The following is a 1,731-nucleotide window of genomic DNA, read 5'->3' on the forward strand; positions in this document are numbered from 1 at the left end:
CCTTGTCATCCTTGGTCTCGAGCAGCAATTCGACCTCGTAGACGGGGCCCGTGTAATATTCGAGACCGCGCACCACGGAGGGATCGATCTTGATGCGGTCCGCGCCGTACCCCGACGCCGTCACCAGTTTCGCGATCTCTTCCAGCTCGCTCACGCCGGCCTGACCGACTTCGCTCTTGGCGAGATAGACCTCCGCCGCGGCGATCGCCTCTTTCCAATCGTCGCGCGGTTTGGTGATGGCGAGAACGACGTCAGCCTCCGACGCGCTCAAATTGGCGCCCTTCGTGAAGTCGCCCTTGCCTTCTTCGCCGCCATCCCATCTACCGGGACCGAGCAGTTTGCGAACTTCCTCGGCGGGAAATTTGTCGAGCTTGTCGATCGCGCGCAGCACCGTCAGTCTGCGTGCTGCGTTCTCTTCGCCGCCGAGCCCGATGGCTTCCAGAACGCCGTCGAGCACCTTGCGATTGTTCACCTTGACGACATACGAGCCGCGCGCAATGCCTAGCGCTTCCATCGTGTCCGCGGCCATCATGCAGATCTCCGCGTCCGCCGCCGGCGTGGCCGATCCCACCGTATCCGCATCGAACTGCATGAACTGGCGGAAGCGGCCGGGGCCGGGCTTCTCGTTGCGGAAGACGTAGCCGACGCGGTAGCTGCGGTAGGGCAACACAAGACCGTCGGTCCCGTATCGCTCGCCGACATAGCGGGCGAGCGGCGCGGTCAAATCATAGCGGAGGCTGATCCACTGCTCGTCGTCGTCCTGGAACGAGAACACGCCCTCGTTCGGACGATCCTGGTCGGGCAGGAACTTGCCGAGCGCGTCGGTGTATTCCATCGCCGGCGTTTCCACCGGCTCGAACCCGTAGAGTTCGTACACGGTCCGGATCTTTTCCACCATCTCGCGCGTCGCCCGGATCGCGGCGGGATCGCGATCCTCGAGCCCGCGCGGCAGGCGCGCCTTCAGTTTCTGGGATTTTTTGGGTTTTTCGGCCATGCGCGGCATTTACCAGCCGACGCGTGATGCGGCAACTGCCGGGTAATCGCTTACGGCTGCTCCATCCGCGCCCGGAGCGCGTCGGCATCCGCTTTCGGCAGCGACTTCAGCGTTGGCTTGATGGTTTCGCCGCCGACGATCTTGCCGTTGCGCATGAACATCCAGTCCGAGATGTCGGCTTCAGTGAATTCGACCTTATCGCCTGCCCGCTTGCCGGCCAGATCGCGTGGCTCGTTGGCGAAGAGGCCGGAATAGGCCCCATTGGGTAGCTTCTTCACCTCGGCCATCCAGATGTGCTCACCGCCTTTGCGGGTCGAAAAGTGCACCTTCAGGGCATGCCCTGTCTCCGACGGCTTCGGCGCCTCGTAGGAGGCCCAAAAGGTCGGCAGCGTGCCGCGGGCGCGCGCGATCGCGGTGTTCATCTCCGGATCGGTGGTGCGCACGTCGACGACGGGCGAACGGCCCTCAGCGGAGACGTCCGGCTTGGGGCCGATGGTCAGAATGCCGAATACGGTGATGCCGGTGACCGCGGCAAGAACGACCCATTTCAGGGACTGGGGAAGAGTGGATGTCATGATCGCGATGTCCGGATGACTCGATGTCTGGGTATGCGAGGTCTTGGACTTTGTCGCACGATCATGGTGTCGCGTTCATGGCGAGAAAAGCCAACCAGCGATGCCCTTTTCCCCTCTCCCCTTGTGGGAGAGGGTGGCTCGCCGCGTAGCGGCGAGACGGGT

Annotated in this window: 2 protein-coding genes; both read right to left on the bottom strand. The window is 63.4% G+C overall.

Annotated elements, in window-relative coordinates; genetic code table 11:
* Positions 1-994: HisS family protein (locus tag IVB32_RS07170; RefSeq protein WP_247410046.1), on the bottom strand; the 994-nt coding region annotated here is incomplete at its 3' end.
* A 50-nt stretch (positions 995-1,044) separates the two neighbouring features.
* Positions 1,045-1,569: a DUF2314 domain-containing protein gene (locus IVB32_RS07175; RefSeq protein WP_018453504.1), complete on the bottom strand. Its 525-nt coding sequence runs from the start codon at positions 1,567-1,569 to the stop codon at positions 1,045-1,047.
* Between the last annotated feature and the right edge of the window lie 162 nt (positions 1,570-1,731).

The organism is Bradyrhizobium sp. 23, assembly GCF_023073295.1.
Taxonomy (GTDB): domain Bacteria; phylum Pseudomonadota; class Alphaproteobacteria; order Rhizobiales; family Xanthobacteraceae; genus Bradyrhizobium; species Bradyrhizobium canariense_D.

Excerpts from the sequence above, each read along its gene's own strand:
- IVB32_RS07175 (WP_018453504.1), bottom strand. The coding sequence starts at position 1,569 with ATGACATCCACTCTTCCCCAGTCCCTGAAATGGGTCGTTCTTGCCGCG.